General features: G+C 67.3%; 19 protein-coding genes. 8 read left to right on the top strand and 11 right to left on the bottom strand.

Going from position 1 to position 23,699, the window contains the following annotated elements; translation table 11 throughout:
* Positions 1–341 precede the first annotated feature (341 nt).
* On the top strand, positions 342–1,283 hold the full coding sequence (locus MBTS_RS06275; protein WP_192215265.1) for a crotonase/enoyl-CoA hydratase family protein: 942 nt from the start codon (positions 342–344) through the stop codon (positions 1,281–1,283).
* Here MBTS_RS06275 and obgE read toward each other — a convergent pair.
* The 6 genes from obgE to MBTS_RS06245 all read right to left on the bottom strand — a co-directional run bounded on the left by obgE (position 1,280) and on the right by MBTS_RS06245 (position 7,302).
* A complete protein-coding gene (gene obgE, locus MBTS_RS06270; protein ID WP_056146931.1) occupies positions 1,280–2,314 on the bottom strand; it encodes a GTPase ObgE in 1,035 nt (344 codons plus the stop codon). The two genes, MBTS_RS06275 and obgE, sit on opposite strands and share 4 nt — an antisense overlap.
* Before the next feature lie 83 nt (positions 2,315–2,397).
* A complete protein-coding gene (locus MBTS_RS06265; RefSeq protein ID WP_192215264.1) occupies positions 2,398–2,868 on the bottom strand; it encodes a hypothetical protein in 471 nt (156 codons plus the stop codon).
* Between the two features lie 155 nt (positions 2,869–3,023).
* Entirely contained in the window at positions 3,024–3,290 is a 267-nt protein-coding gene (rpmA, locus tag MBTS_RS06260; RefSeq protein ID WP_018041680.1) for a 50S ribosomal protein L27, read from the bottom strand.
* Positions 3,291–3,322: 32 nt separating this feature from the next.
* Complete coding sequence (gene rplU / locus MBTS_RS06255; RefSeq protein ID WP_018041679.1) at positions 3,323–3,637, bottom strand: 50S ribosomal protein L21; 315 nt, start codon at positions 3,635–3,637, stop codon at positions 3,323–3,325.
* 205 nt (positions 3,638–3,842) lie between these two features.
* Positions 3,843–5,498 carry a methyl-accepting chemotaxis protein gene (locus MBTS_RS06250; protein WP_210322687.1) on the bottom strand — a complete coding sequence of 552 codons (1,656 nt, stop codon included), beginning with the start codon at positions 5,496–5,498 and terminating at the stop codon, positions 3,843–3,845.
* A gap of 283 nt (positions 5,499–5,781) precedes the next feature.
* Positions 5,782–7,302 (bottom strand): helicase HerA-like domain-containing protein, encoded by a 1,521-nt coding sequence (locus tag MBTS_RS06245; protein WP_192215263.1) that lies wholly within the window; start codon positions 7,300–7,302, stop codon positions 5,782–5,784.
* Between the two features lie 159 nt (positions 7,303–7,461).
* On the opposite strand from MBTS_RS06245, the gene MBTS_RS06240 reads away from it, so the two are divergent.
* Together MBTS_RS06240 and olsB are read left to right on the top strand one after the other, a co-directional pair.
* Positions 7,462–7,848 (top strand): hypothetical protein, encoded by a 387-nt coding sequence (locus tag MBTS_RS06240; RefSeq protein WP_018041676.1) that lies wholly within the window; start codon positions 7,462–7,464, stop codon positions 7,846–7,848.
* A 245-nt stretch (positions 7,849–8,093) separates the two neighbouring features.
* Positions 8,094–9,149 (top strand): l-ornithine N(alpha)-acyltransferase, encoded by a 1,056-nt coding sequence (gene olsB, locus MBTS_RS06235; protein ID WP_056146937.1) that lies wholly within the window; start codon positions 8,094–8,096, stop codon positions 9,147–9,149.
* 6 nt (positions 9,150–9,155) lie between these two features.
* Here the strand turns inward: olsB and MBTS_RS06230 are convergent, their stop codons facing one another.
* The 4 genes from MBTS_RS06230 to MBTS_RS06215 form a co-directional block, all read right to left on the bottom strand.
* Positions 9,156–10,835 (bottom strand): putative bifunctional diguanylate cyclase/phosphodiesterase, encoded by a 1,680-nt coding sequence (locus MBTS_RS06230; RefSeq protein WP_192215262.1) that lies wholly within the window; start codon positions 10,833–10,835, stop codon positions 9,156–9,158.
* A gap of 957 nt (positions 10,836–11,792) precedes the next feature.
* A complete protein-coding gene (locus tag MBTS_RS06225) occupies positions 11,793–12,656 on the bottom strand; it encodes an SDR family oxidoreductase (protein WP_192215261.1) in 864 nt (287 codons plus the stop codon).
* The gene (gene queG, locus MBTS_RS06220; protein ID WP_192215269.1) at positions 12,653–13,783 is read right to left on the bottom strand and encodes a tRNA epoxyqueuosine(34) reductase QueG; all 1,131 of its coding nucleotides are present in this window, start codon (positions 13,781–13,783) and stop codon (positions 12,653–12,655) included. Before queG ends, MBTS_RS06225 begins: the two co-directional genes overlap by 4 nt.
* 83 nt (positions 13,784–13,866) lie before the next feature.
* Complete coding sequence (locus MBTS_RS06215) at positions 13,867–14,559, bottom strand: glutathione S-transferase family protein (protein WP_018041671.1); 693 nt, start codon at positions 14,557–14,559, stop codon at positions 13,867–13,869.
* Between the two features lie 205 nt (positions 14,560–14,764).
* Between MBTS_RS06215 and MBTS_RS06210 the strand changes: the two genes are divergently transcribed.
* The 4 genes from MBTS_RS06210 (at position 14,765) to MBTS_RS06195 (ending at position 18,664) form a co-directional block, all read left to right on the top strand.
* A complete protein-coding gene (locus MBTS_RS06210) occupies positions 14,765–15,568 on the top strand; it encodes an undecaprenyl-diphosphate phosphatase (RefSeq protein ID WP_056147178.1) in 804 nt (267 codons plus the stop codon).
* Positions 15,569–15,766: 198 nt separating this feature from the next.
* Positions 15,767–17,638, top strand: coding sequence for a methylmalonyl-CoA mutase subunit beta (locus MBTS_RS06205; RefSeq protein ID WP_192215260.1), 1,872 nt, complete (start codon positions 15,767–15,769; stop codon positions 17,636–17,638).
* A gap of 65 nt (positions 17,639–17,703) precedes the next feature.
* On the top strand, positions 17,704–18,090 hold the full coding sequence (locus MBTS_RS06200) for a hypothetical protein (RefSeq protein WP_056146951.1): 387 nt from the start codon (positions 17,704–17,706) through the stop codon (positions 18,088–18,090).
* A 145-nt stretch (positions 18,091–18,235) separates the two neighbouring features.
* Positions 18,236–18,664, top strand: coding sequence for a hypothetical protein (locus MBTS_RS06195; protein WP_056147181.1), 429 nt, complete (start codon positions 18,236–18,238; stop codon positions 18,662–18,664).
* A gap of 33 nt (positions 18,665–18,697) precedes the next feature.
* Here MBTS_RS06195 and MBTS_RS06190 read toward each other — a convergent pair whose 3' ends face one another.
* Positions 18,698–21,712: an N-6 DNA methylase gene (locus MBTS_RS06190; RefSeq protein WP_238253686.1), complete on the bottom strand. Its 3,015-nt coding sequence runs from the start codon at positions 21,710–21,712 to the stop codon at positions 18,698–18,700.
* A gap of 495 nt (positions 21,713–22,207) precedes the next feature.
* Between MBTS_RS06190 and MBTS_RS06185 the strand changes: the two genes are divergently transcribed.
* Positions 22,208–23,656: a methyl-accepting chemotaxis protein gene (locus MBTS_RS06185; RefSeq protein WP_147831413.1), complete on the top strand. Its 1,449-nt coding sequence runs from the start codon at positions 22,208–22,210 to the stop codon at positions 23,654–23,656.
* The last annotated feature ends 43 nt before the right edge of the window (positions 23,657–23,699 follow it).

The raw sequence follows: 23,699 nt of genomic DNA, 5'->3' as shown, positions 1-23,699 counted from the left end.
GTTCCCCCGTCTTGAATAGGGGGTAAACGTTGCGGGAGTGAAAACGTACCCATGGACCGAACGGAGCACCGCCCTCGCCGCAGGCTGAGACCGGGGTTAGACCTTCGCCGCTTGTGGGCGGATCGCGGAGTAATTCTGCTGGGCTCAGAAGGGATAAGAAGCACTGTCCTTTTCGCAGTGTAGCGAGAGGAAGCGATCGCTAAGCCGTCCTCGCCAGGGCACGCCACCATTCTGGGGATGCGTCGAAACACGATCTCCTTGAACCACATCCCGTTAAGATTGCATGCGCGATAATGTTCGCCCTGGAGGAGTGCTTCTTACGGCATCGCCTTCGATCAATCATGCCTCAGGTTGGTACTGCTGTGAACGTGCATCCTAGAATCGCCTCTCCCGCGGTCGATTTTGAGGATTTCATGGATACATTGCGTGGCCGACTCACGGAGATCGGCATCGCATACGATCACAAGCGCCGACTTCTCATCACGACCCTGATGTTCCGTGACCGCCCATGCTTCTCGCTCCAACTTCTCCGAGATTACAGGGCGCTCTGCGATGGCTTGGCGGACTTTATGGTGGGCATCCCATTCGAAGCTAGACCGGTGCGCTTCCTTCTCCACACCTCGGGTGAGCCAGGGATCTGGTGCCTGGGTGGCGACCTCGACCTCTTTGTCCGATGCATCAGAGAAGGAGACCATGAAACCCTTCGCGATTACGGCAACGAGTGCATCCACTCGGGTTATATCAGCCATACGGGGCTTGGGCTCTCGGTGGTGACCATGTGCCTCGTACAGGGCCAGGCCCTCGGCGGCGGGTTCGAATCCGCGCGTTCTTGCAACTTCCTTTTCGCAGAGGAGCAATCCCGCTTCGGACTGCCCGAGATGAAGTTCAATATGTTTCCCGGTATGGGCGCATATTCCTACATCGCGGAGCGTATCGGCATGCGACGTACCGAAGATATGGTTCTGAAAGCCGGTTCACACACCGCCCACACGATGTATGACATGGGTGCGGTGGATTACGTGGTTTCGAAAGGCGAAGGCATTCGAAAGGTCCGTGCCTTCGTCGACCTCTATGGCGAGAAGTTTAATGGCCTCGCGTCGATGATGGAGGCTCGCAGGCTCTCAATGCGGATAGACTTAGATAGCATGCACCGCGTGGTAGATACCTGGGTTGATTGCGCTTTTCGTATCGGCTCCACTGACCTGAAGAGGATGGAGCGGCTAGTGGCGGCACAGCGTCAACGTCGACAGCGTGCCTCAACCACGCGCACTCTAGGGAATTAGGGCTGCCAAGCCTCCACCGGCTGTGCCTCGGCCTCGGCCGCCTTGGCTTCCATCATCTCCCGGGTGATCGCGCGCAGGGCGTCCTGCACGCCCAGCCCAGTGGCCGAGGACAGGATCAGCGGCTTCGCCTTGGAAGCCCGCTTCAGACGCGCCACCTGTTCCTTCAGCGTGTCGGGATCGACGGCGTCGGATTTCGACAGGGCGACGATCTCGTGCTTGTCGGCAAGACCGTTGCCGTAGGCCTCCAGTTCCTTGCGCACCAGCTTGTAGGTCTTGCCGGCATGCTCGCTCGTCGCCTCCACGAGGTGGAGCAGCACGCGGCAGCGCTCCACATGGGCGAGGAACTTGTCGCCGAGGCCGACGCCGTCATGGGCGCCCTCGATCAGGCCGGGAATGTCGGCGAGCACGAATTCGCGCTCGTCCGAGCGGACCACGCCGAGCCCCGGATGCAGGGTGGTGAAGGGATAATCGGCGATCTTGGGCCTCGCCGCCGTCACCGTGGCGAGGAAGGTGGACTTGCCGGCATTGGGCAGGCCGACGAGGCCGGCATCGGCGATGAGCTTCAGGCGCAGCCAGATCCATTGCTCATGGCCTTCGAGGCCCGGATTGGCGTGTTTCGGGGCGCGGTTCGTCGAGGTGGTGAAATAGGCGTTGCCGAAGCCGCCATTGCCGCCCTTGGCCAAACGCACGCGCTGGCCGACATGGGTCATGTCGGCGATCAGGGTCTCGCCGTCCTCGGCGATGATCTCGGTGCCGGCGGGCACCTTCAGCACCACGTCCGCCCCATTGGCGCCGTGGCGGTTCGAGCCCATGCCGTGCTCGCCCTTCTTGGCCTTGAAGTGCTGCTGGTAGCGGTAGTCGATCAGCGTGTTGAGGCCGTCGACGCACTCGACCCAGACATCGCCGCCCCGGCCGCCATCGCCGCCGTTGGGGCCGCCGAACTCGATGAACTTTTCGCGCCGGAACGCGACGCAGCCGGCGCCGCCGTCACCGGAGCGCACATAGACCTTGGCTTCGTCGAGGAATTTCACGGGTGTTCTCGTCTCTGTCGTTCATTCGCCGAGCGCGGGGCCTGCCGGCTCCGGACCTTGGCGAATCACATGCGGGTTCGGGTTCAGGCTGCGCCTTGTCGGCACTTCCCGTCGAGGTTCAGGTACTGCACGCTGCGCAGGCCCGCCTCGAACCACGCCCCACCCGACTTCGTCCGGTCGTAGGCGTAGAGATTGATGACGATGGCGCCATCCGGCGAGGTGAGGGTCGCCGGTACCTGCGCGTCGTCGAAGGCCCAGATCGGGCGGGCATCGGAGCCGAACTCGGCCCGTGTCCCGTCCATCTCGAACTGGCTCACCTGGGCGAAGACCGGCCGCTCGTCCTGGTCGGAGATCGCAAAGGTGAAGCCGACCTTGGGGCTTCGCCCGACGAAGTTGTAGAATTCGCAGTAGAGCGTCGGGCTCCGTGGCGACGGTCTTTGAATGTCCGCGACCGGGGTCGCGGGAGGCTCCCCTCCGCCACCCAGAAGCACGAGGGCGACCGCGACCGAACCGGTCGCGGCGAGGGCCGCCAGAACGAGCGTGCGTTGCGTCATCGCGGCTCCGCTTCCGAGGGCGACACCGTCCGGACGACGGAGACCCGCGCAGACGACGAAAGGGAGGATGGCGCACCATCCTCCCTTCGATGTCCGACGATCGTCGATGACGGGATGCCCGGTGCGGGCGCCGCCTCGCGGTGGGAGGCCGTGGATTACTCCGCGGCTTCCTGGTGCGGCACGACAGCGACGAAGGCGCGGCCGCGCTTCACCTGGAACAGCACGCGTCCGTCCGCCTTGGCGAACAGGGTGTGGTCCGTGCCGATGCCGACATTGACGCCGGGGTGGAACTTGGTGCCGCGCTGACGGACGATGATGTTGCCGGCGATGACGGCTTCGGCACCGAACTTCTTCACGCCGAGGCGCTGACCGGCCGAATCACGGCCGTTGCGGGACGAGCCGCCTGCTTTTTTATGGGCCATTGTGGTTGACTCCGAATGTCTCGATCAGAACGTCAGGCGCTGATGCCGGTGATGCGCACCACGGTGTGGTGCTGGCGATGACCGCGCTTGCGGCGCGAGTTCTGACGGCGGCGCTTCTTGAAGGCGATGACCTTCGCGTCGCGGCCGTGGCTGACGATCTCGCCGGCGACGCTGATGCCCGACAGGAGCGGCGCGCCGACCTGGGTGGCGCCCGCGTCGTCCGCGAACAGGAGGACTTCGCCGAAGGTCACGGCGGAGCCGGGCTCGCCCTCGACGGTGGCGATCGTGATGGTGTCGTTGGCGGCAACGCGATACTGCTTGCCGCCCGTCTTGATGACTGCGAACATCGTTCTCTCTTCGTGTTCTCTGCCGGCCTCCAGCCTTGCGAGCCTGGACCGTCTTCTTGTTCAGGTCATCCGCGACACCGATTCGAGCGATGCTGCGAACGCGAAACGCGCGGACTTCGTCGAGGAAGCCGCGCGTTGCGGATGTCAGCTAGTCGGGTTTCGCCCGCCTGTCAATGAATGGACGGGCCTTTGCGTCGAGCGCCGCTCAGGCGGCGCGCACGTTGGCCAGGAACCGGCCGACCTCGGCTCTCAGGTGTTCGGACTGGCGCGACAGCTCGGAGGCCGACGACAGTACCTGGGAGGCGGCCGCTCCGGTCTCCTCAGCGGCGCCCGCCACTCCGGAGATGTTGCTCGTCACCTCGTTGGTGCCCACGGCCGCCTGGGCGACGGTCCGAACGATCTCCTGCGTCGCCGCGCCTTGTTCCTCGACGGCCGCGGCAATCGTGGCGGCCACCGCGTTGATCTCGCGGATGCGGGTCGAGATTCCACCGATGGCATGAACCGCATCGCCGGTCGCTCCCTGGATCCGTGTGATCTGGCTGGAGATCTCCTCGGTCGCCCGTGCCGTCTGGCTGGCGAGTTCCTTCACCTCCGTGGCGACCACCGCGAAGCCGCGACCCGCTTCGCCGGCCCGCGCGGCCTCGATCGTCGCGTTCAGGGCGAGGAGGTTGGTCTGCCCAGCGATGGTCGAGATCAGGCTCACCACGTCGCCGATCCGGCTGGCCGCCCGGCTCAGTTCGTTCACGAGGCGGGCGGTCTGGTCCGCCTCGCCGACCGCCGTGAGGGCGAGGGTCGCGGAGCCCGCGACCTGGCGGCTGATCTCCTGGACGGAGGAACCGAGCTCCTCCGCCGCCGCCGCAACCGTGCCGACATTGGTCGCGGTCTGCTCGGCCGCCGCCGCGACCGTCGTCGACTGGCTGGCCGTTTCATGGGCGGTGGCCGTCATGGTGGAGGCGGTGGCCTGCAGTTCTGTCGCGGACGACGAGACCATGCCGACGATTCCACCCACCGCCAGTTCGAAACCATCGGCGAGTTCGATCATCCCGCGGCGGCGCTCGGTGGCCGCGGCCTCGTCGGCGATGCGCGTGATCTCCGTCTGCTCGGCGGCCCTGGCGGCGACCATGGTCCGGATCCCGTCAACGGCCCTGCCGATCGCGCCGATCTCGTCACCGCGCGCGGCCTCGGAGATGCGGATATCGGTGGCGCCTCCGGCCATGCGCTGAAGCACGGCGACGAGGTTGCCCATGGGCCGGGTGATGCCGAAGATCGAGATCAGTCCCGCGCAGACCAGGCTCAGCACGATGCCGAGCCCACTCGCCGCCAAAGCGGCGGACCGGGTCGACTCGGTCAGCGACGCCAGGGAGGCGGCGCCAGTATCCATATAGCTGGTGACATCGCTGGAGAGCACGCCGCAGGCGGTGTAGATTTCCTTGAAGTTCGGATCGACCGCCTCGTGCATCAGGTCGAGCGCCTGGGCGGCCTCACCCTTCTCCACCAGCGCACGCACCTTGAGACTGTCAGCGATCAGACGGTCGATCTGAGCGGCGATCGCCTGGACGCGGGCCGCGAAAGCCGGCGTCTCCTTCGGCAGGTCGATCATCAGTTGCTTGAGCCTGGGATACGCCTGATCCATCTGCGCCAGATAACGCTTCTTGGCCTCGGCATCCGGCTCGGTGATGGCCCGGAAGAGGGCATGGTTCATCTCGAACACGAACCGGTTGGCGCGCCGCGCATTGGCCGCCCCCTTCGCTTCATGGGCGATGAACCGTCCATAATCCCCACCGATCTCGACGAGGCGTCCGGTCGTGTACCAGACGCAGGTACCGAGGACGGCACAGACAAACCCGATGGCGAGACCCAACTTGTAGATGATTTTGAGACGTCAAAGCATGACCCGCAGCCCTCGAGAGAGGGCGATAGATTTGGATTACATACATCAACATCGCGTTAATTCAGTTTTTTCGCGAAACACCGGTCGGCATTATCAATCCAGGGAAAATTATTCCATACTTTCAGAATAAAATGAATTCGCCGACAATACAACGAGCCAGACATTATCGAAATTAAGTCCATTAATGGTCACGATCAAAGCAATATCCCAACAGAATCGGAAGTTTTTCAGTTTACTTGAAGCTCGGACGCCTCTACCGCTTCATCAACCCGCCAAGTACATTTCGCAGGATCGCATTCCCCACCTGCGTGCCCACCGTCCGCGCCATCGAGCGGGCCGCGTTGCCGATGACCTGTTCGGCCAGGCTCTGCGGCGGGCGGCGGCCGCCCTTGGCGGCGGGCTTGGACCCAAGGACTCCGCCCAGCAGCCCACCGAGCATGCCGCTCAAGCCCCCTTCCGATTGCTGCGCCGCCTCGGCGGAAGTGGAATCCAGCCCCTTGCGAGCGGCCAGGATCTCGTAGGCGCTCTCGTTGTCCACCGACTCGTCGTACTTGCCGCGCAGCGGGCTTTTCGCGATCAGCTCGGCGCGCTCCGCCTCGGTGAGCGGGCCGACCCGCCCCTGCGGCGGGGCGATGAGGGCGCGCTCCACGATCGAGGGCGTGCCCTTGGCCTCGAGGAAGCTCACCAGAGCCTCGCCGACGGCGAGTTCAGTGATGGCGGAGGCGACGTCGAAGCCGGGATTCTGCCGGAACGTGTCGGCGGCGGCCTTCACCGCCCGCTGGTCGCGGGGCGTGAAGGCGCGCAGCGCGTGCTGGACACGGTTGCCGAGCTGGCCGAGCACCGATTCCGGCAGGTCGAGGGGGTTCTGCGTCACGAAATAGACACCCACGCCCTTGGAGCGGATCAGGCGGACCACCTGCTCCACCGCGTCGAGGAGGGCTTTTGGCGCGTCGTCGAACAGGAGATGTGCCTCGTCGAAGAAGAAGACGAGCTTCGGCTTGTCGAGGTCTCCCACCTCCGGCAGCTGCTCGAACAGTTCCGACAGCATCCAGAGCAGGAACGAGGCGTAGAGGCGCGGCCGCTGCATCAGCTTGTCGGCGGCCAGGATGTTGACGATGCCGCGCCCGTCGCGGTCCCGCTTCATGAAGTCGTTGAGGTCGAGCGCCGGCTCGCCGAAGAACTGGTCCGCGCCCTGGTTCTCCAGCATCAGCAATTGCCGCTGGATCGCCCCGACGGAGGCGGCCGAGACGTTGCCGTACTTGGCCGAGATCTCCTTCAGGTTCTCAGTGCAGTAAAGCAGCAGCGCGCGCAGGTCCTTAAGGTCGAGGACCGGCCATTGGTTGTCGTCCGCGACGCGGAAGGCGATGTTGAGTACGCCTTCCTGCGTGTCGTTGAGCTCGAGCAGCCTGGCCAGCAGCAGCGGCCCCATCTCGATCACCGTGCAGCGGATCGGGTGCCCTTGCGCCCCGAACAGGTCCCAGAACACGGTGGGGAAACGGTCGGGCTCGTAGGCGATCCCGAGTTCTTCCGCGCGCTTGACGAAGACCGGCTTCGATTCGCCCGCCGCCGCCAGCCCCGAGAGGTCGCCCTTGATGTCGGCGGCGAAGACCGGGACGCCGGCATTGGAGAACCCCTCCGCCAGAACCTGGAGCGTCACCGTTTTGCCGGTGCCGGTGGCGCCGGCCACGAGGCCGTGGCGGTTGGCGAGCTTGAGGGTGAGCGCCTCCGGCTTGGTGCCGCTCTTGCCGACGAGGATGGTGCCGTCGCTCTGCATGATCGCCTGATCCCACCGCTTCGCGTCGCGCCCAGCGCTGCGACCCCGCGGTTATGACGCCCGGGGGACGCATTTTCCAGCAGCACCGCACCTGGCGCTTGATTTCATCGCGGACAGACCAGATGGACTACGCACACTCATGCGTTGGAGCATCGTTACATGGAAGAGTTGATCGCCCGCGTCACCACCAAGACCGGGCTCGACGCCGCGACGGCGCAGACGGCCATCGGCCACATCCTCGCCTTCCTGCAGAAGGAAGGCCCGGCCACCGAGGTCGCCCAGCTCTTCGCGGCGATGCCCGGTGCGGACGCGGCGGCGGCCCAGGCGAACGAGGGCGAGGGCGGCGGCGGCCTCATGGGCATGCTCGGCGGCATGATGGGTGGGGGCGTGATGGCGCTGGGCCAGAAGCTGATGTCGGCCGGCGTTCCCATGGGACAGATGCAGCCGCTGGGCGCCGAACTGTTCGCCTTCGGCCGCGAGAAGGCCGGCGAGGACGTGATGGGGCCGATCGTCGGTTCGATCCCCGGCCTGAACCAGTTCGTCTGAGACCGGTCCGGCTACCCTCTCTTCCCCGTTGCCTGAGCCGGAAAAGAGGAGAATGGGAAAGGTTCGGCGGCTACCCATGGACAGGTCGCCGGCGAACCATTTTGGCGTGACACTAACCGTCTCTGGATTCACGCAAAAGCCTGTCATAAAAGCGTTCGGGCTTCGTGATGATGTGGCCTCGCGGATATGAGGCTCCAGGCTCCATCGGGAGCCGGCCTCGCGGGTCCGGCAGAGCGGAATGGACGATGGTCCCGAACTTCGCGCGTGATGCGTCCACGGCCTGGCTCAACGGCTGGGAGGCCCATGTCCACGCGCCCTTCGCCCGGTTCAAGCAGAAGCGCCTCGAGGCGGGACATGCCGGCTTCTCCGGCCTGCCGGGCTTCGCGAGCCTTCCCGGCGCCGGTGGCCGGTCCCTGATCCCGCCGGGCGGAACGCCGATCCGGTTCAAGCCGCGCCTGAAGAAGCCCCTGGCCGCTCCGGGTCTCGACCCGGTGCTCGGCCGCATCGGCGACCTCGAAGTGCGCCTCGCCACCACCGTCTCGGAGATCCGCCGCGCCCAGCGCCTGCGCTACCGGGTGTTCTACCAGGAGATGTCGGCGGTGGCCTCGGGCATGTCCCTGCTGTCCCGGCGGGACATCGACGATTACGACACGGTCTGCGACCATCTCCTGGTGATCGACCATGCGGCGACGGAGGCGAAACCCTTCCGCCGCCCGAGGCCGAAGGTGGTGGGCACCTACCGCCTGCTGCGCCAGGACGCGGCCGACCGCAATTTCGGCTTCTACACCGCCGGCGAATACGACATCGCGCCCCTGCTCGCCGCGCATCCCGGCAAGCGCTTCCTCGAACTCGGCCGGTCCTGCGTGCTGAAACCCTACCGGACCAAGCGCACGGTGGAACTGCTCTGGGCGGGGATCTGGGCCTATGTCCAGCACCACCGCATCGACGCGATGCTGGGCTGCGCCAGCCTGGAGGGGACCGACCCGGACAGGCTCGCCCTGGCGCTCAGCTTCCTCCACCACCATGCCCGCGCGCCCGAGCCCTGGTGCGCCAGGGCTCTGCCGGGACGGCACGTGGCCATGGACCGTCTGCCGCGCGAGGTGGTGGATGCCAAGGCCGCGCTCCAGTCGCTCCCGCCCCTGATCAAGGGCTACCTGCGGGTGGGCGCCACTTTCGGCGACGGCGCGGTCATCGACCACCAGTTCGGCACCACGGACGTGTTCGTGGTCCTCCCGGTCTCGGCCATCGCCGCCCGTTACATCGGTCATTTCGGCCCGGCCGCGAACAAGCGCGCGGCCTGATCCCGTTTATGCCGCCGCGCTCGCGCGGCGGGAGCGCAGGAACGCCTGGACCTCGCTGGCGGGGAGCGGCCGGCTGAACAGGAACCCCTGGACCTCGTCGCAGCCCTCGCTCCTGACGAGATCGAGCTGTTCCGCCGTCTCGACACCCTCGGCCACGATGCTCATGCCAAGCCGCTCCCCGAGACCCACCACCGCCCTCACGATGGCCGCCGCATCAGGCTCGGCGATGTCCTTGATGAAGGTGCGGTCGATCTTGATCTTGTCGAAGGGAAACCGCCGCAGGTAGCTCAACGACGAGTAGCCGGTGCCGAAATCGTCCAGGGCGATCCTGACGCCCAGCGCCCGCAGGCGGTGCAAGGTCGCCACGACGCGCTCCGGGTCCCGCATCAGCGCGCTCTCGGTCACTTCGAGCTTGAGCCGGTCCGCCGACAGGCCCGCCCCGTCGAGGGCGCTCGACACCGAGCGCTCGAGATCGTGCTGGAACTGTACCGTCGAGACGTTGACGGCGACGCGGATCTCGTCGGGCCATGCCGTCGCCTCGCGGCACGCCTCGGCCAGGGCCCAGGCGCCGAGGGCCACGATCAACCCGGTCTCCTCCGCCACCGGAATGAACTCCATGGGCGAGATGAGACCCCGTTCGGGGTGACGCCAGCGCATCAGCGCCTCGAAGCTCGTGACCGTCTCAGCCGCCAGGTCGATGACCGGCTGGTAGACGAGGTGGAAGTCGCCCCGCCGGATCGCGTCCTTCATGTCGAAGGTGAGGAGGTGGCGCGCCGAATGGCGCGCGGCCAGAGCAGGCTCGAACCGGCGATACGTGTCACGCCCCGTCGTCTTGGCCTCGTTGAGCGCGATATCCGCCCGTCGGAGCAGGTCGTCGGCGGTGATGGTCTCGTCCGGCACCATCGCGGCGCCGATGCCGACACCGATCTCGACCATCATGCCGTCGATCTCGATGGGGGCACCGAGAACCGCGATCACGTGCTTGGCGATCGCATCGACCTCGTGCGGACCGCCGAGCCCTTCGAGCACGAGGGCGAACTCGTCGCCCCCGAGCCGGGCCACGGTATCGCCGGAGCCCACGGCTTCGAGCAGGCGATCGGCGACGATGCGCAGGAGACGGTCGCCACCGGTATGGCCGAGCGTATCGTTGACGGCCTTGAAACCATCGAGGTCGCAGGCGAGCACCGCGGCGGAAGACCGGCCTTCCCGAGCGCGTATCACCGCCCGGTCGAGCCGCTGGCGAAGCAGGCGGCGATTGGGCAGGCTCGTCAGGTCGTCGTGCAGGGCCAGGTACGCGACGCGGGCCTCGGCTTCCCGGCGGTGGGTGATATCGATCTGGGTTCCGACCGCGCGCACGGCCCGGCCCGTGCCGTCCCATTCCACGACCCGCCCGCGGGTGAGAACCCAGAACGAGGTGCCGTCGCCGCAGACGACGCGATGCTCGCACTCGTAGGTGGAGGCGAGGCCCTTGACGTGCTCGATCATGGCGAGGGTCAGGCGCTCGCGGTCCTCGGCGTGGACGATGTGATCCATCGGCTGCCTGGCCTCGATGGCGTCGACGGTATAACCGAGGCGGGCGAGCCAGCGCTCGGAGATCCAGATCGATCGGTCGGCGAGGTTACAGTCCCAGATCCCCTCGACGCCGCTATCGAGGGCGAGCGTCAGACGCTCCTCGCTCGGCTGCATCCTCGACTCGCTCGTGCGCGACGTCCGCATGGATTTCAACCAGCCCCCCGGATCGATGCGGAGGCCGGTTCGTCCAGCGCCCACTCCGGAGGAGACACGGAAGAGGGATCGAGTCCGGCCAGGCAGGTCCATCCGCCTGACGACCGTTCGAAGCCACGCGGCCACCTTCAGTGACGACCTCGCCGGGATCATGATCGGCACGCTCGACGCGGGCGCCGGAATCGCCGGCGATCTCGCAGGCTGAATGGATTCCGCAGTGACCGTGAACCGTTTGCCGTCACGACCCGCTTTCTCATTCGAACGGCGATACTTGCGCAGACCGCCGGAATCAGCCGGCACACCTCATGCGTCAAGCATCGTTATGCGAAGCGTCCGTTAATGGAAAGTCAATGAAGCGCAGCTGGAAACCGGATCGAAATGCATTCAAATTGCCGCACCGCGCATTATGGCGAGATACCGCAGCAAACCAGCATTTTACCGGTACATATATACCATTTTTGAACTTTAACCCTTGTCACCCGGCCAGATCGTCGAGACACCATCCATCGACGATGAAAGTATGCTGGTACAGCGACGATGTCGTCGGAATCGATCGCCGACTAGACGCACATGTGGCTCCGAGAAATCAAAGACACGAACAGAACGATTTCAGTACGTAGTTTCAATTATAGTAGTATAAATACAATTTTCAAAATTCATATAAGTTATTTTTTACCCTTATTGACAACATACGTCACGATATCATCCGAAATCGATAGCCCATCTCCGCCGAAACGCATTTTTGGCGATCAAAAAACTCACTCGATCACTATAAAATAACTTATATCGACTCAGCTCACTTATGGTTTTTAGTATAAATACCACTGACATAACCGGCATCCCGCCACATTACGTCTATCGCAGCCGAAAGAAGAGACCGAAAAGCCGTTTTTCGCGCCAAGGGACTGGGCCAGAGCCTCAGGCCCTGGCGTCGGCCACCAGCGCCGCCAGCCCCTCGCGGTAGGTCGGATAGGCGAGATCGACGCAGAGCTCCTCGCGGATCAGGCGGTTCCGCACGCGCTTGTTCTCGCCGTAGAAGCTGCGCGCCATCGGGCTCAGATCCGCCGTCTCGAAATCGATCTCGGGCGGCAGCGGCAGGTTGGCGAGGCCGGCGGCGTATTCCGTCACCACCTGCGGCGGCGTCGGCTCGTCGTCGGTGACGTTGTAGATCGCCTGCGCCCTCGGCCTGTCGATGGAGGCGAGCAGGGTCGTGGCGATGTCGTCCACATGGATGCGGTTGAACACCTGACCCGGCTTGATGATGCGCTGCGACTTGCCCTCTCGCAGCTTCACGATGGGGTTGCGGCCCGGCCCGTAGATGCCCGACAGCCGGAACACCTGCACGGCCTTGCCGGTCTCCTGCCCGAAGGCGAGCCAGGCCTTCTCCACCGCGATGCGGCCATGCGAGCGCCCGCTCGTGGGGTTGGGCGGCGTCGTCTCGTCGATCCAGGCGCCCTGCTGGTCGCCGTAGATACCGATGGTGGAGAGATAGCCGATCCAGCCGATCCGGCTGTCGGCGATGGCGTCCCGGTAACGGGCGAGCACCGTGTCTCCGTCGCGAGACGGCGGGGCGGACACCAGCAGCACGTCGGTGTCGGCGAGGTCGCCCGCGATCCGCGCGTCGTCCGTCTCGGGGCCGAAGCCGCGCAGGGCGACATCGCCGAGGCCGGCGCCGGGCCGGGCCGGGTCGGTGACGGTGGCGCGGATCTCGCCGAACCGCCCCGCCGCGCGCTCGACGAAGCGGCGCGCCGTGAAGCCCAGACCGAAGACGAAGAGGTTCATGCCGTCGTGTTTCCCGCGTGATCGAGTGCCGCGCGCCATTCGGCGCCGACCTCGGCATCGGTTTCGCCGATGGCGTGGCTGTTGAAAAGGCCGCGCATCGCCGCCGCGTCGGTGAGGCGGCTCGACGCCCATACGGCCATACCGCGTACCAGGGGCGACGGATCGGAGAGGCAGCGTTCGGCCTCCCGAGCGAGCGCCGGATCGCCGGAATTGCCGATGGCGATGAGGACGTTGCGCAGGAAGCGGTCGCGCCCGGTCCGCTTCACCGGGGTTCCGGCGAACCGCGCCCGGAAGGCCGCATCGTCGAGGCGCGCCAGTTCGGCGAGGGGAGGCGCGGCGAGGTCGGCCCGCGCGCCGAGGCGCGCCTCCGAGGCGGCGACGGCGAACTTGTTCCAGGGGCAGACCGCAAGGCAATCGTCGCAGCCGAAGACGCGGTTGCCGATGGCCTCGCGGAATTCGGGGGCGATCGGCCCTTCGTGCTCGATGGTGAGGTAGGAGATGCAGCGCCGCGCATCGAGCTGGTAGGGGGCGGGAAACGCGGCGGTCGGGCAGATGTCGAGGCAGCGCCGGCAGGAGCCGCAACGGTCGGCCTCGGGCAGATCCGGCACGAGATCGGCGGATGTGTAGATCGCCCCGAGCAGGAGCCAGTTGCCGTGCTCGCGCGAGACGAGGACCGTGTGCTTGCCCTGCCAGCCGAGGCCCGACGCGGCGGCGAGCGGCTTCTCCATCACCGGCGCGGTATCGACGAAGACCTTCACCCGCACGTCGCCCTTGGCGGAGAGGTAGCCGCCGAGCTCCTTCAGCTTGCCCTTCACCACATCGTGATAGTCGCGGCGCTGGGCATAGGCCGCGATGGCGCCGCGATCCTTCAGGGCCAGCAGCGAGAGCGGATCGACCTCGGGGCCGTAGTTCATGCCCAGCATCACGATGCTGCGAACGCCCGGCCACAGGATCGACGGATCGGCGCGCTGGTCCGCGCGCTCCACCATCCACTCCATCCCGCCGTGATGCCCGGCGGCGAGCCAAGCGGGCAGCCGCTCGCGCAGGGCCGGCGCCGCATCGGGGGTGGTCACCCGCACCGCGTCGAAGCCGAGATGCCGGGCGCGGGCCTCGAGCGCCTGCCTCAGGGCATCGCCGGAGAGAATTTTGCGCTGCTCCCGGCGGCCGGCCGCCTGCTTGCCCTCTGCCCGGAACTGGCCCGAAGGGGAGTTCAGAAATCGAGATCCGCGTAATGATCCGCCGGGGCCATGCCCGGAACCCGGTCCGCCAGCAGCGTCCGGAAGGAGGGGCGCGATTTCAGCCGCGCGTACCAGTCCCTCGCCGTCTCGTCCTCGTCCCATGGCACGTCGCCGAGATAATCCACGCAGGAGAGGTGAGCCGCGGCCGCGAGATCCGCATAGGTCAGATGGTCGCCGGCGATCCATTTCCGGCGGGACATCAGGTAGCCGATGTACTTCATATGGTAGCGCACATTGGTGCGCGCCGCACGAATGGCATGCATGTCCGGCGGACCGCCGCCATTGGCGCTGGTCATGAAGCGCTTCGAGATCTTCTCGGTGACGAGATAGCCGGTCACCTCCGCATCGAACTTCACCAGGAACCAGTCGAGCAGGCGGCGGACCTCCACGCGATCGGCGGTGGCCTCCGGCAGCAACCGGCGCCCGGACAGGCCGAGGCCGCGGGTCTCGTCCAGATACTCGGCGATGATGCCGGCCCCCGGCACGGCGAGCCCGGTCTCCTCCACCAGGACCGGCGTCGTCCCGGCCGGATTGATGAGGAGGAAGGCCTCGCGCCGGTCCCAGACCCGCTCTTCCACGAGTGCGGGCTCCATGCCCATCTCGCTGAGCACGAGACGGATGAAGCGCGAATGCGGACAGAAGGGGGAGTGGTGAAGCGTCGCCATAGAGGCCGTTTCGAAGGGGATGGAACCGCGGGACGCGCCGTATCGGGACCGCCGGTGGGTGAGGGTCGCCGGTCGAGACTTATTGCCCGATCATTGCCGCCTCATTAACACGCTGGACATGTTCCGGTAACCGCTCGTCAACTCTGATCGCCGACACCGTGCGGCGACCCGCGCTCCCACCCCACAACAACCGAGGCGAGACATGATGGATGCCATGAGCATCGTGAAGGCGGTCGTGCTCGCCGTCGTCGAAGGCGCCACCGAGTTCATTCCGGTCTCCTCCACCGGCCACCAGCTCCTGGTCGGCCACTTCATCGGCTTTCAATCGCCCAACAACACGTTCGAGGTGCTGATCCAGCTCGGCGCGATCCTGGCGATCCTGGCCGTCTATTTCCGCCGCCTCCTGGGAATCGCCGTGGCGTTTCCGAGCGATCCGAACGCGAGACGCTTCGTCCTGGGCATCCTCCTCGCCTTCCTGCCGGCGGCGATCATCGGCGGCCTGTTCTCGAAGTACATCAAGTTCTACCTGTTCAATCCGTGGATCGTCTGCGCCACCCTGGTGGCCGGCGGCCTCGTCCTCCTCGTCCTCGACGAGACCGACCTCGAGGTGAAGAAGCGTGACGTCTTCGACTTCACCCTGCCGATGGATTTCAGGATCGGCCTGTTCCAGTGCATCGCGATGATCCCCGGCGTTTCGCGCTCCGGCGCCACCATCGTCGGCGCGATGCTGATGGGAGCGGACAAGCGCTCGGCCACCGAGTTCTCGTTCTACCTCGCGATCCCCACCATGGCCGGGGCCTTCGCCAAAGACCTCCTCGACAATTACAAGAACCTCTCGCAGGACGATTTTGGCCTGATCGCCATCGGCTTCGTCGTGGCCTTCCTCTCGGCCTTCGTCGTGGTCCGCACCGTGCTCGACTACGTCTCCTCCCACGGCTTCCGGCTGTTCGCGTGGTGGCGCATCATCGTCGGCTCGCTCGGCTTCGCGGGGTTGATCCTGTTCGGCTGACGCACCCGCCTCGCGGCCCCGGACCCGCCTCGCACGCCGGGGCTCGCGACGCGGGGGCGGCCTTCGTTTTTCTTTGAGTCCGCGCTGATTTCTTTGATGAGTCCGGCGTGTTGCCCGGCAAGCCTCGCCGTGCGAGGGCTGTCGCCGACAGCGTCCGGCCACGCGCGGCCGGCGGAAGCGTGCGCCAAGGCCCTGACGATGGACAATCGCCCCCTCGCCGACCTGTTCCCCACGCCCACCCGCGAGCGGTGGCTCGGCCTGGTCGAGGGCGTGCTCAAGGGCGGCGATTTCGAGAAGCGCCTGGTCTCGAAGACGGCGGACGGCATCCGGATCGAACCGCTCTACGAACCGGCCGCCCCGGTGGCGCAGCCCATGCGGGCGCCCGGCCCCTGGCGCATCGCCCAACGGGTGGACCACCCGGACGCGCAAGCCGCGCACGGTCTCGCCATGGCCGATCTCGAAGGGGGCGCCGATGCCCTGAACCTCGTCTTCGCGGGCGCTGTCTCGGCGCGCGGCTTCGGCCTCGATGCCGGAGACGTAGCAACCCTCGACACCGCCCTGTCGGGCGTGATGCTCTCCCTCATCGCGACGCGGCTCGATGCCGGCGGGCGCGGGCTGGAGGCGGCCCGTCTGGTCAAGGCTTTGGCGGCGCACCGGAACGAGGATCTCGGCAGCCTCGACCTCGATCTCGGCCTCGACCCGATCGGGACGCTCGCCGCCACCGGCCGCCTCGACGCGACGATCCCTGAGATCGGCGCGGCGGTCTCGGCGCTCCTGTCGGAGTTCGACGGGGCCGGCTTCACGGGCCGCGCGATGCTCGCCGACGGGCGCCCCTATCACGAGGCCGGCGCCAGCGAGGCGGCGGAACTCGCCGCCACCCTCGCCACGGCCGTCGCCTATCTGCGCATGCTGGAGGCCGGCGGGCACGACCTCGCCCGCGCCCGCGACGCCGTCGCCATCCTCCTCGTGGCCGATGCCGACGAGTTCCTGACCATCGCCAAGTTCCGCGCCATGCGCCGCCTCTGGGCGCGGGTGGAAGCCGCCTGCGGGCTCGACCCGAAGCCCCTGCGCCTGCATGCCGAGACCGCGTGGCGGATGATGAACCGGAACGACCCGTTCGTGAACATCCTGCGCACCGGCATGGCCGCCTGCTCGGCCGGGCTCGGCGGCGCCGATTCCGTCACCGTCGTCCCCTACACCGCCTCGCTGGGCCTCGCCGACGCTTTCGCCCGGCGCGTCGCCCGCAACAGCCAGATCGTCCTCATCGAGGAATCCAACCTCGCCCGCGTCGCCGATCCGGCGGCCGGAGCCGGCGGGTTCGAGGCGCTCACCGAGGAGCTCACCACCGCGGCCTGGGCCGCCTTCCAGGCCATCGAGCGCGAGGGCGGCATCGTCGCGAGCCTGCAGGCCGGCGCGATCCAGGCCCGGATCGGCGAGACCCGCGCCACCCGCGCGAAGAACGTCGCCACGCGCCGCGAACCGCTGACCGGGGCGAGCGAGTTCCCCTTCCTCGCCGAGAAGCCGGTGACGGTCCTCGACCTGCCGCCCTCCGATGTCGTGGCGCCCGCCTTCGCCCTCGGCGGGGCCGGGACGACCACCTGCGAGGCCCTGCCCTCCTTCCGCCTCGCCGAACCCTACGAGGCCCTGCGCGACGCGTCCGACGCCCATCTCGCCAAGACCGGGCGGCGCCCCCTGGTGTTCCTGGCCAATCTCGGGACGGTCGCCGTCTTCAACGCCCGCTCGACCTTCGCCGCCAACGCCTTCGCGGCCGGCGGCATCGAGGCGGTGAACGAAGAGGGTTTTTCGGAGAGCGACGCACTGGCCAGGGCTTTCGCCGCATCCGGCGCGCGCATCGCCTGCCTCTGCTCATCGGACGCCCTCTACGCGACCCATGCCGTCGCGGCGGCCGAAGCCCTGAAGGCGGCCGGGGCCAGGACGGTCTATCTCGCGGGCAAGCCCGGCGATCTCGCGGAGGGGCTCAAAGCCGCAGGGGTCGATGCCTATCTGCACGCGGGAGGTGATCTCCTCACGCTGCTTCAGGCCGCCTTGGGCGAAGCCACACGAGCGTGAACCGCAACCGATACGCGATCCGGGGCGTTCCCAGCCCCGATCACGCCCTTGCAGAACAGGCTACGATGCGACGCTTCCTCCTTGCCGCCGGCTCTCTCGCCCTCCTGACGACGTCCCTCGGAACCACCGAAGCGGCCACGCGGAAGGTCTCGGTGCCCAACCGCTACGACGGCGCCTGGAGCATCGAGGTCATCACCCAGGACGGCCCCTGCGACCGCGCCTATCGCTACGGCGTCCGGATCGCCAAGGGCGAGGCGAGCTATCCCGGCGGGGATTTCGACATCCGGGGGCGCGTCTCCGGCAACGGCTCCGTGCGCGCGACGATCATGCGCGGTTCCGATGGTGCCACCGTGGTCGGCCAACTCGATCGCGGCGGCTACGGCAGCGGCACCTGGTCGAGCAACGGCATGATCCGCTGTTCCGGCCGCTGGAACGCCGAGAAGCGGGGCTGATCCGGCTTCTGTGATCGGCCGGGCACAGTCGGCTCACGAAATCGCGCATCGCAGGTTTCGGGGCGCGTCGTGCCCTGTTCCTGTCCAAGTCTTCGATGAATACTTGGGGCGAATCGATTTCGATCGACCTCGAGGTATGTGCGCGATGAAAGCTCGGCTGCTTGGCGCTCTCTTGACCCTTGTCGCGACGGCGGGTGCCGCAAGCGCGGCGCCCCGCACACCCGGACACGCCCATGCGGCCATGGCGCCACTGGAGCGCGCCGCCACGGAGTGCTTCGCCGAGACGGTGATGGCCAACCCGGCCGCCATGCGCCATGCCCGGGCGGGCCGCTGGTACGAGGCGGCGGGGATCATCGGCTTCCTCTGCCGCCCCGAGGTGGATGCGATGATCCGCACCCATGACCAACTCTTCGGCAACGGCACCGGCCAGCGCTACTTCAAGGCCGCCTATACCCGTCATCTCGGCGGCGAACTCGCCATCCGCCTCCAGCCGATGCTGGAACGCACGGCCGTGGCGACCGCCGAACCGGCCGCCGATAGGACCGCCCCGGAAACCGGCGACAAGGCCGAGTAGCGACTTCGAACCGAGCTTCGCCGAGCCTTGGTATCAGGCGTCGACGGTCTCTTCCTCGTCGCGGGCAGGAACGGCTTCGTCGTCCGGCAAGGCGAGGCGCGGATCGGGCCCGAGGAGCGTCTCCACCAGGGCATCGATGCGGGCCGACACGCCCTCCTCCCGCAAGGCGTCCCGCACCAGGGCCCTCGCCTTTTGGAACGAGACCTCCATGGGCAGCGCGACGGCGGCCGCCACCTCCTCCGCCACCGCGCCTTCCGCCGCCAGCCCGGCATGGACCGCCTCGCGCGGGTCGAAGCGGGGGATCGGAAGCGTGAACATCAGCTTGTCGAAATCCCGCGCGCCCTGCTCGCCCCGGCTCTGCAAATGGGCGATGCGGATGCGAACCGCCTCGCTGTTGAGGATGGCGATAAGGAAACGGGCTTCGTCCTCGGAAGAGACGTCCGCCCAGTAGAGTTTGTGGTCGATGATTCCCCGGCGATCCCTGACGATACAGGCCGCGGGCCATAATCCGGCCTTGGCGAAGACCACGCGAATGGGCGGCAGCGGAAACTGCGAGGACAATCCGCGTTGAAAATTCCATCGTTGCTTGAGTGTGATGCGTCCGGCGCTGTGTTGCGCCCAGCTTGCCTCGGCTTGTCGCATCCAGGCTCCGAGACGGCTCACGCCACGATCGCTCGCCTGTTTCGGATCGAGAACACTCCCATCGGACGCCACAGGCACGATGCCCTCGAATGCGTTCAGAACGCGAAACGACGCGATGGATTCGCCGAGATAGACCGGCCGGACGTAACCGCTTTCGACAGCCCCCTGTTGGGCGGGCAGGTCTCGCCAAGGAGCTTTCTCTTGCGGGGATCGCCTGCTTCTCAAGAGGGGTGCTGCGGCGTTGCCGCCAAGACGGCCTGACTGAACGCGATCCACCAGACACAGCATGCGCGGAACGAGGGTCGCCCCTTGATGGAAGAGCGGGCGATAGGGCGACCCGGCCTCGAAGTTCGCAGGCACCGGTGCATCGGCCCGATCCAGCCGCAGGCAGCGATCCGCCACCTCCTCGGGCACGTCCTTGAAGGGGAGCCGCCCGGCGAAAGCCGTGACCCGCGTCGGCGTCGGCCGGGCCTCCCCCGCCGTGACATCGGCGAACAGGACGCAGGTGGGCACCCTGAACAGGGGCGAGACGGCCTGATTGTCGAGAACCCAGGCGTCAGAGAACGCGACACGGACCTCGGTCCAGTCCCCGGTGCGGAAGGCTCGGAACTGGCCCCGGCTCAGGGCGGCGAGCGGCAGCACCATGGCGACCCGGCCGCCCGGCCGGTCGCCCTCCGGCGGCCGGACATAGAGCTCTGCGGCGCGTGCGAAGAACAGGCCCGACAGATCGGTCTGCGTCACCAGCCGCGCCTCGTCGGGGCCGACCCAGATGCCGAGCCGGCGCGCGGTATCCCGGAACAGGGCCTGCAGGGCGGGCGCCATGTAGCGGTAGGACAGCCAGGGCGGGTTGCCGATGACGACGTCGACCCTGGCGCCGTCCGAGAGCGCCACCGGGCGGCTGAGGTTGCGGGCGAAGAAGCCCCAGACATGGTCGCGCCCGGCCCGGCGCAGGCGGTCGTAGATCGTGAAGGTGGTGACGAGCGTCGCGTGCTGCTCCGCCGCGACGCCGAGCCCAGCGAGCCCGCGCGCGAAGGCGTCCGCCGTGCGGACGGCCTCGCTGGCATCGTGCATGGCGGTGACGACGCGGTCGAACAGGGGCGGATCGGCGCAGAGGCCGAGGGGGAAGCGCAGGGTCGGCGCGCCTTTGCGGCCCTCGCGGGGGTCGCGCGGCACCTCGACCACGAGGTCGCTCTCGAACGCGTCGCGCTTCACGTTCCATTGCAGCGCATCGCCGAGATAGACCGGCAGGGAGATGTCGCCGCCTCGCCCCGGCAGGGCGTCGCCGAGCGCCAAAAGGTAGGTGACGCGGGCGAAGATCACGGCCACCGGATGGACGTCCAGCCCCGTGACGGAAGCGCAGCAGCGCGACGCGATCTCGGTGAGGGGCACGCCCGCCGCGATCAGGGCCTCGCGCTTGAGGCGCACGGCGTGGAACAGGAAGCTGCCCGAGCCGCAGGCGGGATCGAGGCAGGTCTGCTCGGCCGGCCGGTCGAGGGCGCGCCGCACCACCTTCCGGGCAAGCCAATCGGGCGTGTAATATTCACCGAGATCGTGCCGTTGCGCCGGATCGATGAGGGATTCGTAGAGCACTTTCAGAAAGTCGACATCGACGCTGCCGAGGTCGAACCGGGCGGCATGCGCGGCCAGGCTGGCGACGATCGCCTCCCCGCCCGGCGCCTGGATCACCCAGCCGAAGAAATCCGTTTCCACCGCGCCGTGGACCCCCGCCTCGTGGAAGGCGCGCCCCGACAGCAGATCCTCGGGCGAGCGCCCGGTGGCGCCCATGGTTCCGGCGGCGATCGCCTTGGCGAGGATGACCAGATAGGTGTGCTGGAGCCAGAGCGTGTCGTCGTCGATGGCCTTGCCGTAGACGAAGCCGAGATGACGCGACCAGAGCTGCCGCTTCAGCACCGCCTCCGGGTCCGCCGCCAGCGCCTCCCAGGCCTTGGCGAGGAGGCCGAGGGTCCGCGCGAAGGCGGCGCTCTGGCGGCCGAGTTCGTTCGTGATCCCGGCCGCGTCCGCCGGCAGCCAGTCGAGGACCGCGATGACGCCTTCGAGCCAGGCAGTGAGGCCACGGGCATCCGCCAGCCTCACCTCGTGCTCGGTGAGCTGCACCAGGACGCCGTCCCGCATCTCGTAGGCGGTGAAGGTGGCGCCGTCGGTGGCGAGCCCCACGTAACGCTGGCCGGTGGCGCCCTCGCGTTCGGGCAGGTAGCGGGTGAGCTGAGCCTCGGCGTCCCTGGCCTCCCGGCGCAGGTCGGACTTGATCTCGATGATCGTCCTGCCGAGCAGGGCGTCGAGACGACCTCTAACCTCAGGTATCTTTCTCTCGAAGAAAATCTGCTCGCTCTTGGCGCCCAGCGCCTCGGTCAGCAGGCGGTAGAGCAGAAGCCCTGACCTTCTCATGTCCCGGACGGATCGAGAGTTCCGCGACGATCGCGCTCAGGGAATCACCGTCGATCGACATCCACGCCTCCTCAGGAGAGAGAAGCGAGTTAGTATACCTCAGGTTGTTCATCAAGGGTCGAGTGTATGACGCCTGTGGGAGGCCGCCCTTGCCGAGGGGCGAAGGGCAAAGGGCAAAGGAACTGGGGCCGAGGCGCACGAGCGCGGAGAGGCGATCGAGGATGGCGAGGTGGCCCTGGGGAAAGGCCGGCGCGGGTACGTTCCGAACTCCGCACGGACCGGAACCGCCATGAACTCCCGGCACCGGGGAGGGTCGTACCTGATCTTTGATGAGAATTTGCGCAGGATTGATACCAAATGACCCAGTCGCGTGTGATGAACCGAAGGCTTGATCAAGGAATGCGAAGCTAAGTTCCAGCCGCAAAGAGGCTGCCGAAGGGGCACGGCTTCCGGTAGTCCGGACCGACAGGCTCGCAAGGCTCGCGTGAGGGTTTCATGATCAGGGCGATCGTCGACGGATGGCTCGGAAGGACCGGTGGGCGGCGGGAAGAGAACCCACCTGCGTCCGGGATGCTGTCGCACAACTTGGGCGCGGTGCTCGCCTTCCTGAACGCGATTTCGCGCGCCTGCAGCAGCGCGCCGACGCCGGAGACCGCTATCGTCGATTGCCTCGCCATCGTCGGCCGCTTCACCGAATGGCCGATCGCCCATGCCTACCGACGCATGGACCAGGACGGCGTGGACGTGGATGCAATGGTGTCGATGAGGGCGTGGTACCTCGCCCCCTCCGACGTGCCGGGGCGGACGGACGCTTTCGTCGCCAATTCGGAGCGAGCGGTCTTCGCCCCCGGCCAAGGGCTGGTGGGGCGCGTCTGCGCGGAGGGACGCGCGATCTCCTGCGAGGACGTGACGGTTGTGCCCGGCTTCGTCCGCGCGACGGCGGCGCGGGAAAACGGCGTACGCGGCTGCTTCATGTTCCCGGTCCGCATCGGTGACCGGGTGGAAATCGTGCTGGAATTCTTCTCCCGCGAGAAGGCGGAGTTGAGCGAAGCCCTGCTCGAACTGATGGCCTACGTGGCCGACCGCCTCGCCATCACGGTCACCGACCATGCCCAGCGCGAGCGCGTCCGCTCGCTCATGGCAGCCCTCGACGGGATCGCCTCCGGGCTCGCGGACACGACCATGCAGGTGGAGGCGGGCGCCCGCACGGTCCTCACCGTGGCCGAGACCGTGGACGAAAGCCGCGCCCAGGCGGACCGGGCCAACCTCGCCGCCTCCCGCGACATCGACGGCGTGTCGGATGCCGCGCAGGGCCTCGTCGCGCTCTCGCGCGAGGCGAGCGCCCATGCCGGACAGGTCGAGATCATCGCCGACCGGACGAGCGGCATCCTGGGCCAGGCGGTGGACGTCTTCTCCGAACTCCAGGAGCGCATCGCCGGCATCGGGCAGATCAGCGACCTCATCGGCATCATCGCCGCCCAGACCAACCTCCTGGCCCTCAACGCCACGATCGAGGCGGCCCGCGCGGGCACCGCCGGACGTGGCTTCTCGGTGGTGGCCGCGGAGGTGAAGGACCTCTCGAACCGGGTCAGCACCGCCACAGCCGAGATCTCGCAGCAGATCGCTCGCCTCAGGGAGGTCGCCGCCCAATCGACCGCGTCCCTCGCCTCGGTGCGTGACGAGGTGACATCCGTCCGCGTCAGCGCGGCCGACATTTCCCGCGTCAGCGCCTCCCACCAAGAGGCTGCGGGCGGCATCGCCGAAGGCGTGTCGCGGGTGCGCGGCACGATCTTCGAGGCGACCCGCCACCTCGACGCCCTGCGCGCCACGACCGAGGAAGCGCTGGCCTCGTCACAGGCCCTCGGGGCGACCTCCGGCCACCTGCGCGACCAGGGTCGCGACCTCGGCGAAGCGGCGCGGCAACTGGCCGTCTCGGCCCGTTGAAGGCCCGTCCCGGAATCGTGGTCGCAGCGGCTCCGGCATCGGC

The organism is Methylobacterium bullatum, assembly GCF_014845095.1.
In the GTDB taxonomy this organism is placed as follows: domain Bacteria; phylum Pseudomonadota; class Alphaproteobacteria; order Rhizobiales; family Beijerinckiaceae; genus Methylobacterium; species Methylobacterium bullatum.
This window is presented reverse-complemented; position numbering and strand designations above follow the sequence as displayed.

Excerpts from the sequence above, each read along its gene's own strand:
- rplU (WP_018041679.1), bottom strand. The coding sequence starts at position 3,637 with ATGTTCGCAGTCATCAAGACGGGCGGCAAGCAGTATCGCGTTGCCGCC.
- rpmA (WP_018041680.1), bottom strand. The coding sequence starts at position 3,290 with ATGGCCCATAAAAAAGCAGGCGGCTCGTCCCGCAACGGCCGTGATTCG.
- MBTS_RS06200 (WP_056146951.1), top strand. The coding sequence starts at position 17,704 with ATGCGACGCTTCCTCCTTGCCGCCGGCTCTCTCGCCCTCCTGACGACG.
- MBTS_RS06215 (WP_018041671.1), bottom strand. The coding sequence starts at position 14,559 with ATGGCGACGCTTCACCACTCCCCCTTCTGTCCGCATTCGCGCTTCATC.
- MBTS_RS06225 (WP_192215261.1), bottom strand. The coding sequence starts at position 12,656 with ATGAACCTCTTCGTCTTCGGTCTGGGCTTCACGGCGCGCCGCTTCGTC.
- MBTS_RS06240 (WP_018041676.1), top strand. The coding sequence starts at position 7,462 with ATGGAAGAGTTGATCGCCCGCGTCACCACCAAGACCGGGCTCGACGCC.
- MBTS_RS06190 (WP_238253686.1), bottom strand. The coding sequence starts at position 21,712 with ATGAGAAGGTCAGGGCTTCTGCTCTACCGCCTGCTGACCGAGGCGCTG.
- olsB (WP_056146937.1), top strand. The coding sequence starts at position 8,094 with ATGGTCCCGAACTTCGCGCGTGATGCGTCCACGGCCTGGCTCAACGGC.
- MBTS_RS06265 (WP_192215264.1), bottom strand. The coding sequence starts at position 2,868 with ATGACGCAACGCACGCTCGTTCTGGCGGCCCTCGCCGCGACCGGTTCG.
- MBTS_RS06205 (WP_192215260.1), top strand. The coding sequence starts at position 15,767 with ATGGACAATCGCCCCCTCGCCGACCTGTTCCCCACGCCCACCCGCGAG.
- MBTS_RS06185 (WP_147831413.1), top strand. The coding sequence starts at position 22,208 with ATGATCAGGGCGATCGTCGACGGATGGCTCGGAAGGACCGGTGGGCGG.
- MBTS_RS06210 (WP_056147178.1), top strand. The coding sequence starts at position 14,765 with ATGGATGCCATGAGCATCGTGAAGGCGGTCGTGCTCGCCGTCGTCGAA.
- MBTS_RS06245 (WP_192215263.1), bottom strand. The coding sequence starts at position 7,302 with ATGCAGAGCGACGGCACCATCCTCGTCGGCAAGAGCGGCACCAAGCCG.
- MBTS_RS06230 (WP_192215262.1), bottom strand. The coding sequence starts at position 10,835 with ATGCAGCCGAGCGAGGAGCGTCTGACGCTCGCCCTCGATAGCGGCGTC.
- MBTS_RS06195 (WP_056147181.1), top strand. The coding sequence starts at position 18,236 with ATGAAAGCTCGGCTGCTTGGCGCTCTCTTGACCCTTGTCGCGACGGCG.
- MBTS_RS06275 (WP_192215265.1), top strand. The coding sequence starts at position 342 with ATGCCTCAGGTTGGTACTGCTGTGAACGTGCATCCTAGAATCGCCTCT.